Below are 15,002 nucleotides of genomic sequence, written 5' to 3'. Positions count from 1 at the left end.
GTGGGTTACCTTTCGGACGGCGCAGGGGTACCCTGCTGATCGGCAAGAAGTAAATGGGTGACATTATCGGCACCCAACTGGCGGAGGGCAGGCTGTAACCCCAAATCATCGAGTTGCCAGTGGTGGGCTTGGCTGAGGGTATCGACCCCAAGGTCGGTCACGGCGGCGCGTCCTACTCCTAGAAGCAGCGGGGCTCGATACCAGATCAGCTCATCGACCAGATTTGCTGCCAAAAAAGCCGATAGCACCGTGGGGCCACCCTCAATCATCAGGTGGCGCACTCCCCTGCGATAGAGTTCAGCAGCAGCGATTCGCGGGTCACGGGTAGCCAAGTGAAGTGCTTTACCTGCGAGAGTTTCAGCAGCAAGGTGAGAGCGGGGCGGCAGGGTATGGCCCATAACAACGCGCAGGGGCTGGCGGGGTGCCAGTTGCCCATCGATTCGTGCGGTGAGCTGGGGGTTATCGGCTTTCACTGTGCCGGTACCCACCAAAATGGCGTCCACCCGCGCTCGGAGAGTGTGCCCATCAGCGCGAGCTTCTGGGCCGGTAATCCACTGGCTGCTACCATCAGCCGCCGCTATGAAGCCGTCTAAGCTTGAGGCAATTTTGGCGGTGATGAAAGGACGCCGACCGGCGGCGGCAAACCATCGGGCGTTTAGCTCATAGGCTTCTTGTCCCAGCAGCCCGTGGGTTACCTGAACTCCGCGGCTCCGCAGATAGTCGGCGCCGCCGCTGGCTTCAGCGGTGGTATCGGCGTAAGCGTAGATCAGCTCCCTGATTCCGGCTTCCGCCACGGCATGAGAGCAGGGGCCGGTGCGGCCAGTATGGTTGCAGGGCTCAAGCGTGACTAGCATGCGGGCACCGCGCAGATCTGTGCCTGCCTGGTGAGCGCGGGCGAGGGCGTCCGCTTCAGCATGAGGGGTACCAGCACCTCGGTGCCAACCAACGCTCAGCACTCGGTTCTCAGGGGAGAGAACTACCGCACCCACCAGGGGGTTAGCACCACGCTGCCCACACCGGGCAGCATGTAGAGCAAGAGCCATAGCCTGAGAGTCGGTGAGTTCTTGCCCGATATTACCTAGCATTAGCGGACATCTACCGTGGGATCAGGGAAGGCTGTTTCGACCTGAACACGGGCAGCTTCCTGGTTGCGGGTGCGCCACCATACAAAGAAGCCAATGAGGGTAAAGATACCGTAGAAGATGTACATAAAAGCACTGGCGTAGTAGCCGGCGCTCCACAGCAGGGGCACACCCACGATATCAACGGCTACCCAGACCAGCCAGAACTCTACCCAGCCTTTAGCCATGCCGTAGGTTGCCAGCAGGGAGCCAGCGAAGATCCAAGCGTCAGACCACACCGGCTCATAGGAGCCGAGGGCACGGAAGATTGGGGTCAGCACGCCAGTACCAATCAGCATGAAAGCGATCATGAAGAGGCGTTCTTTCCAGCTAGCCCACTGGGGAATGACGGCAGCTTGGGTACTGCCGCTATGACGCGTTTGGTTCCAGCGGTACCAGCCCCAGATTGAAACGGCAATGAACATGATTTGACGCCCGGCTTGCCCCAGCAGGTTAGAGGTGCCGTAGCTCGTGCCAAAGAGGGTACCCAAGAAAACGGTGAGGAGCAGAAGATTACCGATAATGCCCACCGGCCATGCCCACACCTTGCGGCGCATACCGCCCAAGGCCGAAAGCAGGCCAAAAATGTTGCCAAGGACTTCGCGCACCAATAGGGATTGATTATCACCAATCGCTATTTGAGCGTCGAAGAGCCACCGTAGAAAATCCATATGTTTCCCTTATGCTGGTGGCTCCGGGAGAACAAACGGACTACGGGCAGAGGCTAAAACTGAGGACGCCGCTGAGCGGCGCACTGGGTTTTGGCCGGTGCAGGTACCCCACCCCACCGGGTATAACAGTGGGACGAGTGTTTGTTCGTGCTACCTTCCATCCAGACTGTACTGTCTGCCAAGGAATTTCACCTTGCAGGTATCGGGCACTCAAGAGTGCCGTCAATTAGCGGGCTGTCACCGCAGGTTCGGATTTTCACCGGGTCCCGGAGCACGATTTTTTATTTATGTTTCAGTTATAGCACAGCAGCACCCCTTTCTATTCCCTTGTTGACCGCCACCAATTATCGTTGAGGGATTCCCTACTGTTTGGCGGGGTTAAAAGCCATGAAATATACTGTCTTATAGAGGCGTTCCGCTAGGTTTTAACCACCGCTCTGGGATAAAGTCATGGTGACTTTATTACCTTTGAGAAATGTTTCCTATGCCCTCCCACAACCTCCCACCGGGTACACTAGCCAGCATCCCGGCGTCCACCGATGACCTCAATGACCGCCTAGATCAACTGCCCGTCACCCGGCGTCATGCTCGCCTCTTAGGAGTAACTGGTATTGGGTGGGCTCTTGACGCCATGGATATCGGGCTCATTTCTTTTGTCATGGCTGCCCTGATAGCACACTGGCAGATTAGCCCTGGGCAAGCCTCCTTACTTGCCTCTCTCGGTTTTCTGGGGATGGCGCTGGGGGCAACTTTTGGCGGAAAACTCTCTGATAAGTACGGCAGACGGCACATTTTTGCCATCACCCTTCTGGTCTATGGGGTGGCTACAGGGTTATCAGCTCTGGCCCTCACCTTTACCACCTTGCTGGTGCTACGTTTCATCGTAGGTCTGGGTCTAGGCGCTGAGCTTCCGGTTGCCTCCACCTATATTTCTGAATTTTCACCCCGCAGAGTGCGCGGCCGCATGGTGGTCATTCTTGAAGCATTCTGGGCTCTAGGGTGGATTGCTGCCGCCCTCATCGGGACCTTCGTCGTAGGCAGTTCTGAAAACGGCTGGCGATTTGCCCTCGCTTTTGGCTGCATCCCGGCTGCGTATGCAGCGGTGGTACGGCTAGGTTTGCCAGAGTCAGTGCGCTATTTGGTGTCCCGCGGACGCCGCGAAGAAGCCCAACAGGTTGTTGAAAGTTTTGAGCGGTCGCGGCCTCTGCGCGCTTCTTCTGAAACCACTCAAGCCATCATTGAGGAGAGCCCAGATCTTGGGGCCCAAGCAGCAACCTCCATCTGGTCGCCCGCACTCAAACGTCGTACCGGTGCCCTGTGGGTGATTTGGTTCTGCGTCAACCTGGCCTATTACGGGGCCTTTATCTGGATACCCTCACTACTGGTGGCAGCAGGTTTTGATTTGGTGAAGTCGTTTACCTTTACCCTCATCATGACCCTGGCTCAGCTACCCGGTTATGCGGTGAGCGCCTGGCTAATTGAAGCGTGGGGGCGCCGCGCCACCCTCGCCACCTTCTTGGCAGGTTCAGCGCTATCTGCCGTGGCGTACGGTCTAGCCACTGAGCCCTGGATGATTATTACCGCTGGCTGTTTCCTCTCCTTCTTTAACCTGGGTGCCTGGGGTGCTCTCTACGCGGTGGGTCCGGAGCTTTACCCGGTTCAGTTGCGTGGAGCTGGGACCGGTGCAGCTGCTGGCTTCGGACGCCTAGCCTCAATTGCCGCCCCACTGATCGTCCCGGTGCTCGTCGGTTTGGTAGGGGTCACCGGTCTCTTTGCAGTCTTTGCCGCCGCCTTCTGCACAGCTGCAGCAGCGGCTCTATTTCTTCCGGAGACGAAAGCTCGCTAAGAGCCTTCTGCTAGGTCTAAGAGGTGGTGAACGAGGGCTGTGGATGGTCTCGCGGTATGAGAGAAAAACGTGTCACATTTCAGTTTATTCTCTGAGATCCCCTGTGGATGAGGTGCTTTGTTGGCCGTGGCGCTTTTCCGCCGGTAATACTGGGGCACACAAGAAGCCCAGTTTCAGGCAGACCTCAACTCCGGAGAAAACATCATGTTTCGTTCTACTGCACCCAAAATTATCCCCGCTTTTGCTGCTTTTGCACTGCTGCTCAGCGGCTGCGGAGTGCTCACCTCGCCCCCAGCGTCCACCGAAACTAACGCCGAGGAGACGCCGGTAACCAGCGCCTCACCCACCTCAAGCTCGCCTCCCTCATCAACTGCTGCAACAGAACCAACCCACAACACTTCTCACCATGAGGATAGCGTCTACACTCCGGCAACAAATAAGGCTCCAGCGCAGAACCCACCAAAACCCAAAATCTACGATGAATCCACCGAGTTAACTGCCCGGGGCCTCAGCTACGCCACGATGGATTGGATGGTCAGCCACAACTACGCCGTAACCACCGGTGATAGCGCGGTAGCCAGAGCAGCTATTGATAGCAAGACGCTGCCAGCCTTCGTAGAAATGTATGACACCTACGATGAGGTCTATCGGCAGGACAGCTGGATTGTAGGGGGGATTATGTATCTCGAACCTGCCCCAAAAAGTTTTGCTGAAACCGAGCGACCCGGTGTCTACAGCATGAACGTTCGCTACGGCCGTGAGTGCGGATCCTGGACAATAGACCACACCGAAACATACGAATGTACGGAAGGCTCCAGGGGTATACCAGCGACTATCTTTGCACGTTTCACCGGTGAGCGATGGATAATTGAGGACCTGCTCTTCGCCCCAGCCTAGCTCCTCACCGCCCGCTCTCCTGGCCTTTTTGCAGGGAGAATAGAAGCTCATCTGCAAAAGAAGCATCTTCCCACAGCCCTACAGTTGCAAAGAGTTTTTTAGCCTGAACCAGGTGGTCACCAGCCTGATCGGTGTTACCTAGTTGAGCCTGCACTAGGGCAAGCTGCTGGTGGATAGCCCCCAGCAGTTCTTGCTCCCCCAGCTCCTCTGCGCTGTGGTGTACCTGGGTGAGATAGAGCAGAGCGGTTTCTGTGTTCCCTTGAGCCGCCAGCCCCTGAGCCATCGACAGGCGGGTCTGAATCATCTGGTCAGCTTTCTGCTCTGCCTCATAAAGGTCATAGGCGGCCGCCAGCATCTCCTGCGCTTTATCCTCAGCCCCTTCAGCCCGGTCAAGGCCAGCGATACAGGTCAGGTTATGGGCTGCGTTCAGCGTTCGCCCGCTCCCCTCATAGCCGTAAAGCCCCTGCACATACCAGATGCGCGCAGCAACCAGCTGCCCCATCTGGGCGTAAATTGACCCGACCTCCGTGGCAAAATCTGCCACCTGCTCAGCATCAGGTTTAATATCAATCAGGACGCCGTGCGCACGCTTGACCTGCTCAAGGGAAGTCTCAAGATGACCTAAGTCCCTGTTAGTTTCTGAAGCTACCTTCAGAGCGATAATCAACCCGTAGCTCTCCCCCGCCCCTTCAAACCCTGCAATCGCAGTTTCCAGATGGGTCAGGGCCTCTGTCAGCTGCCCTGCCTCAATGAGCTCCTGGGCTGCGGTGAGCGCGCTGTCTGCTTGCTCTAAAGCAATATTCATAGTCCCTGTGTTTTCGGTTCTTGTGCCACGCGAGGCGGTCAAAGGCTTGTGGTTGGTTGAGTCAAATGATCTAGTGACGGTGGGCGGACGCGGCAGCTTGGCGCAAACCGGCAATAGATGCTTCCACATCATCGGTTCCATAGACCGATGAACCCGCCACAAAACACGTAGCCCCTGCCTCTGCAGCGCGCACAATAGTTTCTTCGGTGATGCCGCCGTCCACCTGCACCATGACCGGAGCATCAGAGCCCTCAAGAGCTGCGGCAGCACGGCGAATCTTGGGCAGGGTGACATCAAGGAACTTTTGGCCGCCAAAGCCAGGCTCAACGGTCATAATCAGGAGCATATCTAGCTCTATCAACATATCCAGGTAGGGTTCAACGGCTGTTGCAGGCCTCAGCGCCATGCCCGCCTTAGCACCGCTCTCGCGCAGAGTGCGGGCCAGTTTGATGGGCGCAATAGCAGCCTCAGCGTGGAAAGTTACCGACTCACACCCCACCTCAGCGTAATCCGGCGCCCAGCGATCGGCGTCCTCAATCATCAGGTGCACATCAAAAGGTACCGGGGAAACTTCTTTGAGCCGCTTAACCACCGGCAGGCCCCACGTCAGGTTGGGCACGAAGTGGCCGTCCATCACGTCAATATGGGCGGCATCAGCTGTTGAAATCGCAGTTAGTTCCTCACCCAGTCGAGAGAAATCTGCACTCAGAATGGAGGGGTTGATGTGGCAGGTCATGTGGTGATCCCTTGTACTAGCGGCCGGTCTTCTCTCTATCTTATCGGCTAGAGCAGCGCTGAACATAAGCGCCGTCACAGGTCATATGACGGTATTACAGGGCTCTACCTCCGCGGCGAGCGGTAAACTCTTAGGGTCTTTTACACACAACAAAGGTTTCTCATGAACGCAGTTTTGCTTGCGGTAATCATTATGCTGGCGCTTTCAGCAGCGCGCGTGCACGTGGTCCTGGCGCTCTTTATCGGGGCCCTGGTGGGCGGTCTAGCCGGAGGCCTGGGCTTGGATGGCACCATGGTTGCCTACCAAGATGGACTCTCTGGCGGAGCCATGCTAGCCCTCTCTTATGCTCTGCTGGGTGCGTTCGCTATGGCCGTCTCTAGTTCTGGTCTGCCGCAGCTCCTGGCTAACCATCTCATTAGCAGGGTCGGCAGCGAATCAAACGAGGCCAACGCCCGCATCGAGTTCACCATGCGCTGGCTGCTATTGGTCGGAATCCTTGCCATGGCGATTATGAGCCAGAACCTAATCCCCGTTCACATTGCCTTTATCCCGCTGATCATTCCGCCGCTGCTCGCTGTATTCAACCGACTGAAAGTTGACCGCCGCCTCATTGCTTGCGTGCTGACTTTCGGCCTGGTCACCACTTACATGTTTATCCCGGTCGGTTTCGGTTCAATCTTCCTCAACGATATTCTGCTCGGCAACATCGAGCTTGCCGGCATGAGCGTAGCCGGCATCAACGTCATGAAGGCAATGAGCATCCCTGCCTTGGGCATGGTCATTGGTTTGCTCACCGCGGTCTTTTTCACCTACCGAAAGCCCCGCAATTATCACTCTATCGATCTTGCCCCCACCGACTATGAGACTAAAGAGCCTTCCCGCTTCAGTATCATCGTAGCGATCATCGCGATCATTGCTACTTTTACGGTTCAGGTCATCATGCAGAGCATGGGCACCGAAGCTAACTCCCTTCTGGTAGGTGCCCTGGTTGGTCTCATGATTTTCATGCTGACCGGTGCCGTCAAATGGCGTGAAGCCGACGACGTGTTCACTGCCGGTATGCGCATGATGGCGCTCATCGGCTTCATCATGATTTCAGCCCAGGGTTTCGCAGCGGTCATGGATGCCACCGGTGCCGTGGACCCCCTGGTGACCGTGGTAGCTGACCTCTTTGCAGGAAACAAGGGCGCAGCGGCAATAGCGATGCTGGTGGTCGGTCTCATCGTCACCATGGGTATCGGTTCTTCCTTCTCCACGCTGCCCATCATTGCCACTATCTACGTGCCCCTCTGCCTGGCGCTGGGTTTCTCCCCTCTAGCAACAGTTTCCATCATCGGCACCGCTGGCGCTCTAGGTGATGCCGGGTCCCCTGCATCCGATTCAACGCTGGGCCCCACCGCGGGTCTGAACGTGGATGGGCAGCACGACCATATTCGCGACTCAGTGATTCCCACCTTCCTACACTTCAACCTGCCCCTTCTGGCGGCCGGCTGGATAGCTGCCATGGTTCTCTAGCCAGCCAGTAGACAAACAAAAATAACTCCCGGCATGCTCTGCCGGGAGTTATTTATATGCTTGAGGGCGGGCTTAACCACCAGGAAAAATAGCGGACAGTGCTGTGCGCGGCGAAGCTGGCTCGGGGCGGCGTGAATCGCCCTAGTGAGCGAAGCGAACCAGGCGAGAGGGTCAGCTTGCCGCCGCTGTGCACGTCCGCAGTAGTGAATCCTGGTGGTTAGCCGGTAAGTTCTTGCTACTTCTTGCGGAAGAGTGCAAAGAACATGGCATCTGTGCCGTGCACGTGAGGCCAGAGCTGGCCGGTGGTGGCGGCCGGGCTCTTGTCGTCCGGGGTGAAGCCCGGGTCAAGATCACCGGTCAGGACGCTGGTGCCCGCTTCATCGGTGAGAGCAGCTGCTCGCAGGGCAGCTGCTGAATCAAGCAGTTCAACCTGCCCGGTACGAAGAATATCGTGCACAATGTTCTGGGTTTCAGCCATGTGCGGTGAGCAGGTCACGTAGGCAATGAGACCGCCTGGGCGGGTGACTGATGCGGCAGCCTTGAAGAGGTCCAGTTGTAGGGGCAGCAACTCGGCGATATCTCGCGGGGTTTTACGCCAGCGAGCCTCGGGGCGGCGACGCAGGGCACCCAGACCAGAGCAGGGAACATCGACCATCACGCGGTCAAACATCTGACCAGTTGCGGTCTTTTCGATCTGGCGTCCATCGCCGGTCACCACGCTATAGGAACCAGCGGGCAAGGGTTGCAGTGACTGCTCAACCAGGCGAGCACGGTGCGCAGCTGACTCATTAGCCAACAGTCGGGCACCGCGCTGAGCACCCAGGACGCCCAACAGGGCAGCCTTACCACCGGGGCCGGCGCAGAGATCAAGCCAATTGGAGTCCTCACCCTGAAGTTCAGCTTGAGCCAGCGCGCGAGCCACCAGCTGGGATCCGGCGTCCTGGGCGCGCACAGTACCCTCACGCACCGAATCTAGGCGGGCAAGATCGCCTGATGAATAGAGAGCTGAACCTGTAACTAAAGTGCCGTCTTCAGCACCCTTGGAGCGAGCCTCATCCAGGGACCCCAGACCGGGAAGTTCCACTAGGTTGACCGTGGGAGCCGCGTTATCAGCGTCCAACAGTGCCTCAATTTCGGCGGGCTTCCTGCCGTGGGCAGCCAGTGACTGGCGGAAGGCGCGCACAATCCAAGCTGGATGGGACTTATCCAGTGCCATGCGCTGAAGATCATCGGTGGCCTCGTTGCTAATGAGCTGATGCCACTCTTCGGAGCTACGTTCTGAGACCCTGCGGAGCACTGCGTTCACAAAGTTGGCTGGGCCGGTGCCGATCTCGGCACGGGCCAGGGCAACGGTCTGGTTGAGGGCGGCGTGATCGGGCACGCGCATAGCCAGCAGCTGGTGGACGCCCAGACGCAGAACCAGCAGAATCTTGGTGCCAATTCTGGCTACTTCACGGTCCACGCAATGCGCCAGAATGGCATCATAGGTGCCCTGGTTACGCAGGGTGCCGTAGGTAAGTTCGGTAGCGAAACCGGCGTCTCGCTGGTCTAGATGATAGGCACGGATGGTTTTGGGTAGAACCAGGTTAGCGTAGGCATCCTCAGTAGCTACAGCTACCAGAACCTCAAAAGCTGCGGTACGGGCAGCATCACCGCTGCGGGCACGCTGGGAAGGGGCAGAGGCACTGAAGTCACGCTCATGCTGCCCGCGACGGTTACGTTCCCGGCCCTGGACATTACGGCGGGTTTCTCCCCCTCCATCTCGCTTAAACTCTTGACGCTCCCCCTGGTTATCTCGATTGCCACCACGGGAATCCGGGCGGCCCTCGCCACCGCGTCGGTTACCGCCGCGGGCACCAAAGCCCCCGCGGCCTTCATTATTACGTTCTTCGCCGCGGTAGCCCCGTCTTTCTGAACTGTCGTTGCGCCTGCTGTTATAGCCCTGGTCGTCCCGGTCACGGCGGGGCTGGCTATCGCTACGTCGATCATCGAATGTGCGGGCACCGCTGCGGCCCTGGCCTGCACGGTTTTGCCCTGATCGGTCAGCACCGCGGCTCTGGTTGCCGTCTCGGTTCTGGTGGTTGCGGCTAGCGCCGCCTGCGTTCATGCTCATGCCAGCACTACTTTCTGTTCGGTGAGTGCTGAGCCAAGGCCTCGTGCCCAGTCAGCTGCGTTCATCATTTTCTTGCCCGAAGGCTGTACCTGAGTTAGTTCTAGACTGCCATCTGCACAGGTGACCACGGGTTTTTTGGCGACTAGACGGACGGTACCGGGCGCACCCTCTGCTGGCGCGTCGCTGGGCAAAAGGAGGCCCAGCTTCAAGCGGGCACCAGCGTATTCACACCAGGCACCGGGTTCGGGGGTTACACCTCGTACCTGTGCAATGATGTCTGCCCGGTTGCGTGTGAAGTCAACTTTGCCGTCTGCAATGGTGAGCTTCGCGGCGTGGGTAGGATCGCCGGTCTGGGGTATTCCCGTAGCACCAGCTTTAATCTCAGCAAAGGTTGAAGCAAGCAGGGCACCGCCAGTGGACGCCAGTTTCTCTAGCATGCTGCCAGCACTATCTTCAGGCCCCACCAGCGCCGATTCGGTGGCGAAAACAGGGCCGGTATCCAGCCCGGTTTCGATGCGGAAGGTGTTAGAGAAAATCTCGGTCTCCCCCGCCATAAGTGCTCGCTGCACCGGTGCAGCACCGCGCCAGGCAGGAAGAGCAGAAAAGTGCAGGTTGATCCAGCCGTGAGGCAGAAGATCCAGGGCGCGGGCGGGCAGGATAGCGCCGTAGGCAACGACTGCGGCGATATCGGCACCCACCGCCGCAACAGCATCCTGGGTTTCGTCATCCCAGCGGTTGGCCTTAATGACGGGGATGCCTAGCTCAGTCGCTCGGGCAGCAACGGGTGAGGGGGTGAGCACGCGCTTGCGTCCTACCGGAGCGTCCTCGCGGGTCAGTACAGCTACGACCTCGTAGCCTGCCTCCAGCAGACCATCGAGCGGGGCCACCGCGATCTGCGGCGTTCCAGCGTAAATAACTTTCATCATCTTCTCTGTCTCTGCCTAGATACCGAAAGAACCGGGTTGAGCGCTACCGCTCTGCGTGGTTCCTGGCTGAGCTGTGCCAAAAGAACCACCAGTTGCTCCGAAGACGGAGCTTAAGTGAGCGGCGCGCTCCCCCTGCACGGCAGCGGCGACGTCGTTGTAGTTGTTCTGGCGGATTTTGCGCCAGACATTTTTCTTCTCTTCGCCCACCAGCCGGTCGATGAACATGGTCCCGCCCAGGTGGTCAGTTTCGTGCTGAAGCATGCGGGCAAACAACCCCTCACCGTCGTATATCACCGGTTCACCGTAGCAGTCCACGCCGGTCACCCGTGCCCAATTTTTACGGGGTGTTTCGGCAGATACGCCGGGTACCGACAGGCACCCTTCACCGCCTTCTTGCGGCTCTTGCCCGGTCTCTAGCACGGGGTTAATAATGTGTCCCTCGCGGTCATCAATGCCACCAAAGGTAAAGATGCGCTTAGAAATACCAACCTGTGGGCCTGCCAGACCTACCCCTCCCACGTTGTACATGGTTTCGAGCATGTCAGCAATCAGCTTCTCTAGGTCAGCGTCAAAGACGGTGACCTCCTCGCAGGCGGTGCGCAGCACCGGGTCGCCAACGGTTCGAATGGACAGGATGGTCATGGGGCTCTTTTCTCTTATCTAGGGGTTCAGGGGGCCAGGATCAGGACGCCGCGGCGTCTGGAGTCTCTTCAAGCTGACTTGCAGCGACGTGAGCTGCTGCTGCCAGCTCTTTGGGGGTGGGCGGTGGAATCACCGGCATGAGCGCCTCGTGATCGGCCTCGGTCAGCTCCCGATTGTAGTCCCACACGCGCTTGAGGGCGCAGAACTTGAACCAGTTGCTTTTCAGGAGATGAGGGTTAGCCTGCTGAGGCACCACCTGGGTCTCGCCCAGAGCAACGCCCATCAAGATAGGGGCTTCACCATGCTTCCAGGGCTCCCAGTCGCCCTGTTCTGCATCGACCAGCGCTTCTTCAGCTTTGAGACCGGCAACCAGCTGCATGACCACTTTGTCGTCCAACGGCTTGACCCGACCCTTGCGGTCGGTGCCCTTGGTTTTGTAGTCGATGATGCAGGTGTGCCCAGCAATCTCAGCGACCAAATCTAGGGTGCCGGCGTAACCTACGGTCTCATTCCAAATAGTCACTTCTGTGGCCAGGGGCTTGGGGCGGTACAGCTCCCACCACTCGTCAAAACGATCAGCAAAAGCCTGCTCCCCGTGAGCAATGAGGTTCTCGCGGTGTCCCTCTACTTCGTGGGGCTGCCCCATGGCTCGCAGGGCAACTTGCTCAGCATAGTTGTGCACGCGGTCCCCGCGGGCTGCGGCGGCATCCCTAAAGCGTTCGGAGGCGGAGGCAGCATCTCTAATGACCGCAAACTTAAGGCCAGCTGAACTGCTGGCCCTGTAGGAGCGCTGGTCTTCCAGCGCCGCCTTAGCAGCCATGTAGCCGTGCCAACCACTCAGGTCGTTGGCTTGCTGCCCAATCACCGTAGTAATCGAAGGAACCAGTAGCTCACCGCCCACTTCGCGCGCGTACATGCGACCGTAATCGGTGGCGCTAGCGAGCATAGGAGTGGTCATGGTGTCCTGACGGGTTGGGAGCCGCGCCGGTTGGCGCTCTATCGATTATACGCGGCGCGCTCGCACTTGCTAAGGGGGTGGCAGGGTTAGCTCAGCTACTCCCCTAACATCATAATAGCGGGCATATGCTATACCATCTCTGGTTGGCTCAATCAAAGTACATCATGTTCCTACTCAGCAAGGGAGGCTATCTTTTTTAGCACAAGCCGTCCTGCCTGAGTAGAAGTAGCTATATCCAGGGCTTGGAGCTTGATGTTGCGTTGGTCTAAATCCCGAGCTGTTCGCAAGGTATCTAACGTTGTTCTACCTAAGCAATCAAATCGAGTCACGACAATAGTGTCGCCATCCCGCGCGAAATATAAGTGCATCAATAAGGCCCGGACGTTAAGCCTTAAACCCGGAAGCAACATCTTTACAGAAGCATTCACACCCGTAATCCATCAGAGTCTTCTCCTGACTATCAAGAAGTTCTACTGGTTCACGGGTGGATATGCGACAGTAGCCTATTTTCATCTGGAGCTTTCTGGGTCAAGAGGCAAATACTCATTACCCAGAACACTATAGAAAATTACCCAAAGACCTACAGTCGCCAATCCTAGGTGAATAGCGGGTCCCATCATCCATGAAAACCACCAGTCCCCTACATTTTCGAAAGATGCCCAGATGCTACCGCCCTTTTGAAGCCAGCATCTGATAAAAGCTATGGCTACAGGTATTAAGGTGAGACCTAAATAGCTGAGATATGTGCCCCATAGATTTCCTGATATTTGCACAGAGCACAACAAAAGAAGCGTTACAAAAGTCAGTATGTACAGATTCCCTCTATTAATAAACGTTCCATGAATAACGATTATGATTGCTGCAATACAAACCAAAGCCCATGCTGTACCTTCAGCATTACCATTGCGCATAGCGGCTGAAGCAACTGTCAGCCAGGTGGGGCTTGCTCCAAAAAAACTATTTAACAGCCAATCAAGCCAGTTGAGAGGAGCTATGGACCTGCCAAAAAGAACCCATAAATAGGTGTAGAGCAGGACTAATATATTTATACCTCGCCCAAAAATAGTGCCCATTAGTGCATTGCTCACACCTGCCAAAGTCTCATCAATAGCCTTGATTAAATCTCCTTAAATTTTTAGAGGTCAGATTTACGAGGACAATACCCAGAGCCTTGGCACATATAAAATTTTGTCTTCAGAGCCGGTCGTTTACGATATAGCTTGAGTTTCATGCCGAACTGCTCTATCCAACGGCGTCGATCCTGTATCAAAACAGGTGTCAACTCCGTCTTGATACAGCCCCAACGCTCCTTCAATTTCCATCATATTCTCATAGTATATGTATTCTATAAATAATAGAACATATATACTATCGTTTCGCTATGTAAATACACATAATCACCAAGCGCGCAAGCACCACCTCGGTGGTGCTCAAAGCCCCAGAAACCCGTCTACCAGCTGGCTCCCCCCCCCCCCCCCCCCAGCGCAAGACTGCTCACCAAGACTGCTCAGCCGTTAACATAGACCTCAACGACATCCTCTTCCAAGACCGCGTAGCCACCTACATCCTTCGCGTCACCCGAACATCCATGATCGACGCTGGGATAATCGTCAGCGATTTGGTTCCAGCGGGTATCTTTACACCTTCAGATGGTTTGACCTATACCCTTATGAGTCGTGATGTTGCCGGGGTATTAGTCTAGGCGCAAAATAAATGCGGAGCTGGTTTACTGAGCTTGGAGCTAACTGGCTTCAGTGCCCCACCTGATTAGTAAATACGTCGTGATACGCTCTCACCAAGCGGCGGTGTGTCAGGATGAGCTATACCTGAATGTATAGAAACTAGGCACAGCATCTCATGTGGTGCTTTAATTAGAGTCATGTCTACAACAAAAAACACTTGGTTCATCACCGGCGCAAGTAGCGGCTTGGGTCTTGCCTTGACCCAGCGGGTGCTGGCAGCTGGTGATCGCGTTATGGCCACGAGTCGCAGTGGTGACCTCCCCCTGCATCACCCCTCACTGACTGTATTGCGGTTGAATCCGGCAGACCGAGAAGACTGCCAACGGGCTGTGCACGCAGCGCACGCAGCCGCGGGTCGACTCGACGTCTTAGTGAACAACGCGGGCTATGGTCTCGTCGGTGCTATCGAGGAAGTTAGCGAGAAGCAGGTGAGGGCAATCCTTGACGTCGATCTTCTCGGCCCCTTGTGGCTCACGCAGGCAGCGCTTCCGCTGATGCGTGCCCAGGGCGGCGGTCACATTGTGCAAATCTCGTCAACAGGCGGAGTCGGGGCCATGCCCCTACTCGGTACCTACAATGCTGCGAAGTGGGGCCTCGAGGGCTTTACCGAGGCATTGGCAGGTGAGGTTCGCTCCCAGGGTGTGCGAGTCACTCTCGTCGAGGTCGGCTCTATGGATACCTGCTGGGCAACCACCGGGATGCAGTTCAGCACGCCGATCCCCGCCTATGACGAGTTACGCGAACAGCTCTTTGGTACCGCCGTTGTACCCTGGCCAAACGAGCCTGGTGCCACGGGCGGTGGGTCGTCGCCGGAGGTCATAGCCGAGGGTATTTTCAATCACGTCGTTGCGCAAGAGGGTCCCCTGCGTTTAGTCCTTGGCGAAGACTCTGTCGACCAGATTCGCATGGTTCTTGATCAACGCCAACAGGATTATAGGCGACAGCCAGGGTTCCAGACCACGAACTAATCCGCTGCACCCTCAAATATTCGCCGTCTGCCCTTAGTCAGGCACGATGTCCCTCGATGCCG

The 15,002-nt window shown here is 57.0% G+C and carries 14 protein-coding genes and 1 riboswitch; of the genes, 4 read left to right on the top strand and 10 right to left on the bottom strand.

What is annotated here, in order from left to right; all coding sequences use genetic code 11:
* Positions 1-5 precede the first annotated feature (5 nt).
* Positions 6-1,085 (bottom strand): bifunctional diaminohydroxyphosphoribosylaminopyrimidine deaminase/5-amino-6-(5-phosphoribosylamino)uracil reductase RibD, encoded by a 1,080-nt coding sequence (gene ribD / locus M3668_RS05930; protein ID WP_251379899.1) that lies wholly within the window; start codon positions 1,083-1,085, stop codon positions 6-8.
* Positions 1,085-1,792 (bottom strand): nicotinamide riboside transporter PnuC, encoded by a 708-nt coding sequence (gene pnuC, locus M3668_RS05925; protein ID WP_251379898.1) that lies wholly within the window; start codon positions 1,790-1,792, stop codon positions 1,085-1,087. The genes ribD and pnuC overlap by 1 nt, the downstream gene beginning before the upstream one ends.
* A gap of 144 nt (positions 1,793-1,936) precedes the next feature.
* A riboswitch (FMN riboswitch) is annotated at positions 1,937-2,070 on the bottom strand.
* 206 nt (positions 2,071-2,276) lie between these two features.
* On the opposite strand from pnuC, the gene M3668_RS05920 reads away from it, so the two are divergent.
* Both M3668_RS05920 and M3668_RS05915 read left to right on the top strand, forming a co-directional pair.
* Positions 2,277-3,638: an MFS transporter gene (locus M3668_RS05920; RefSeq protein ID WP_251379897.1), complete on the top strand. Its 1,362-nt coding sequence runs from the start codon at positions 2,277-2,279 to the stop codon at positions 3,636-3,638.
* Between the two features lie 204 nt (positions 3,639-3,842).
* A complete protein-coding gene (locus M3668_RS05915) occupies positions 3,843-4,535 on the top strand; it encodes a DUF6318 family protein (RefSeq protein WP_251379896.1) in 693 nt (230 codons plus the stop codon).
* 4 nt (positions 4,536-4,539) lie between these two features.
* On the opposite strand, the gene M3668_RS05910 is transcribed toward M3668_RS05915, so the two are convergent.
* Positions 4,540-5,340 carry a hypothetical protein gene (locus M3668_RS05910; protein WP_251379895.1) on the bottom strand — a complete coding sequence of 267 codons (801 nt, stop codon included), beginning with the start codon at positions 5,338-5,340 and terminating at the stop codon, positions 4,540-4,542.
* Positions 5,341-5,410: 70 nt separating this feature from the next.
* A complete protein-coding gene (gene rpe / locus M3668_RS05905; RefSeq protein ID WP_251379894.1) occupies positions 5,411-6,076 on the bottom strand; it encodes a ribulose-phosphate 3-epimerase in 666 nt (221 codons plus the stop codon).
* Positions 6,077-6,238: 162 nt separating this feature from the next.
* Between rpe and M3668_RS05900 the strand changes: the two genes are divergently transcribed.
* On the top strand, positions 6,239-7,591 hold the full coding sequence (locus M3668_RS05900) for a Na+/H+ antiporter family protein (RefSeq protein WP_251379893.1): 1,353 nt from the start codon (positions 6,239-6,241) through the stop codon (positions 7,589-7,591).
* 235 nt (positions 7,592-7,826) lie between these two features.
* Here the strand turns inward: M3668_RS05900 and M3668_RS05895 are convergent, their stop codons facing one another.
* The 6 genes from M3668_RS05895 to M3668_RS05875 all read right to left on the bottom strand — a co-directional run bounded on the left by M3668_RS05895 (position 7,827) and on the right by M3668_RS05875 (position 13,318).
* Positions 7,827-9,704, bottom strand: a complete 1,878-nt coding sequence (locus M3668_RS05895; protein WP_502948954.1) for an RsmB/NOP family class I SAM-dependent RNA methyltransferase — start codon at positions 9,702-9,704, stop codon at positions 7,827-7,829.
* Positions 9,701-10,627 carry a methionyl-tRNA formyltransferase gene (locus M3668_RS05890; protein ID WP_251380160.1) on the bottom strand — a complete coding sequence of 309 codons (927 nt, stop codon included), beginning with the start codon at positions 10,625-10,627 and terminating at the stop codon, positions 9,701-9,703. Before M3668_RS05890 ends, M3668_RS05895 begins: the two co-directional genes overlap by 4 nt.
* A gap of 18 nt (positions 10,628-10,645) precedes the next feature.
* The gene (gene def, locus M3668_RS05885) at positions 10,646-11,272 is read right to left on the bottom strand and encodes a peptide deformylase (protein WP_251379892.1); all 627 of its coding nucleotides are present in this window, start codon (positions 11,270-11,272) and stop codon (positions 10,646-10,648) included.
* Positions 11,273-11,312: 40 nt separating this feature from the next.
* Positions 11,313-12,230, bottom strand: coding sequence for a cytochrome (locus M3668_RS05880; RefSeq protein ID WP_251379891.1), 918 nt, complete (start codon positions 12,228-12,230; stop codon positions 11,313-11,315).
* A 170-nt stretch (positions 12,231-12,400) separates the two neighbouring features.
* A complete protein-coding gene (locus tag M3668_RS11135; RefSeq protein WP_353055969.1) occupies positions 12,401-12,598 on the bottom strand; it encodes a recombinase family protein in 198 nt (65 codons plus the stop codon).
* Positions 12,599-12,739: 141 nt separating this feature from the next.
* Positions 12,740-13,318, bottom strand: coding sequence for a hypothetical protein (locus M3668_RS05875; protein ID WP_251379890.1), 579 nt, complete (start codon positions 13,316-13,318; stop codon positions 12,740-12,742).
* 791 nt (positions 13,319-14,109) lie between these two features.
* Here M3668_RS05875 and M3668_RS05870 point away from each other — a divergent pair.
* A complete protein-coding gene (locus tag M3668_RS05870) occupies positions 14,110-14,940 on the top strand; it encodes an SDR family NAD(P)-dependent oxidoreductase (protein ID WP_251379889.1) in 831 nt (276 codons plus the stop codon).
* Positions 14,941-15,002: the final 62 nt, after the last annotated feature.

Origin of the sequence: Rothia sp. P100 (assembly GCF_023712425.1) — a bacterium.
Classification (GTDB): Bacteria; Actinomycetota; Actinomycetes; order Actinomycetales; family Micrococcaceae; genus Rothia; species Rothia endophytica.
This window is presented reverse-complemented; position numbering and strand designations above follow the sequence as displayed.